This window comes from Burkholderia sp. E168m23 (assembly GCF_016586125.1).
GTDB classification, from domain to species: domain Bacteria; phylum Pseudomonadota; class Gammaproteobacteria; order Burkholderiales; family Burkholderiaceae; genus Burkholderia; species Burkholderia orbicola.
Map to the genome: position 1 here is coordinate 1 of NZ_BCPP01001428.1, position 1,185 is coordinate 1,185.

At 71.6% G+C, this 1,185-nt stretch carries 2 protein-coding genes; both read right to left on the minus strand.

What is annotated here, in order from left to right; translation table 11 throughout:
• Positions 1-760 (minus strand): MFS transporter (locus JMF90_RS37880; protein WP_201326424.1); only part of this gene is annotated, 760 nt, incomplete at its 3' end.
• Positions 757-1,185: cysteine hydrolase family protein (locus JMF90_RS37885; RefSeq protein ID WP_201326425.1), on the minus strand; the 429-nt coding region annotated here is incomplete at its 5' end. The genes JMF90_RS37885 and JMF90_RS37880, both read right to left, overlap by 4 nt.

The following is a 1,185-nucleotide window of genomic DNA, read 5'->3' on the forward strand; positions in this document are numbered from 1 at the left end:
CGACGCGCAGGAACGCGACGAGCAGCAGCGCCGAACCCGCGACCGCCGCGATGCCGGGCACCGAGCCGATCCGCTCGACGCCGTACAGGAACAGCACGAGGCCCGGCGACAGCAACGCGAGGCCGATCCAGTCGAGTGCGCGCCGCGGCGCATCGTCCCGGTCGCCAGGCAGGAAGCGCGCGGCCAGTGCGAGCGCGAGCGCGCCGACGGGCAGGTTCACCAGAAACAGCCAGCGCCACGACGCGTGCTGCAGGATCGCGCCGGCCACGACCGGGCCGAGGATCGGCGCGAGCAGCACCGGCACCGCCGCATAGCCGATCACGCGCGCCATCTGCCGACCGGCGACGCGCGCGATCATCATCTGCGCCATCGGCGCGAGCAAGCCGCCGCTGACGCCTTGCAACACGCGGAACACGATCAGCGACGGCGCGGACCATGCGAGCCCGCACAGCGCCGACGTAAGCGTGAACGCCGAGAAGCACCACAGGTACAGCGCCTTCGCGCCGATGCGATCGACGAGCCAGCCGCTCAGCGGCAGCACCAGCGTCAGCGCGAGCAGGTAGCCGCTCGTCACCCACTGGATCGTCGCCAGGCTGGCATGCAGATCGGTCGCGAGGCTCGACAGCGACACGTTGACGATCGTCGCGTCGAGCTGCGACAGCAGCGAACCGAGCGTCGCGACCGCGCTGACTTTCCAGATCGACGGGTCGAGCCGGCCGGCCGCGCGGCCCGGCGCCGGCTGGATGCGTGGGTCGCTCACGCGCCGCGCCGGTCGAGCAGCGCGACGATGTCCTGCGTCGTACCGGTCTCGCCGAGGCGCGGGAACAGTCGCTCGATGCTGTTGACGTGCGCATCCGCGTTGAGGTCGGTCATCGCGTCGACGGCGAGCGTCACGTTGTAGCCGAGCTCGTAGGCCTGCCGCGCGGTCGATTCGACGCCGATGCTCGTCGCGACGCCGGTCAGCACGATCTGCGTGACACCGGCTGCCTTCAGGTGTGCGTCGAGACCGGTGCCGGTGAAGGCGCCCCAGGTCCGCTTCGTCACGACGTGGTCGCCTGGCTGGCGGTTCAGTTCGGGCACGAGTTCGGTCCAGTCGGCCGGAAGCTGCGCGGTGCGCGGCGCTTGCTCGGTGCGGCCCGGTGCGCCGCCCGCGACGTTGACCAGCACGACTGGCAGGCCGCGGCT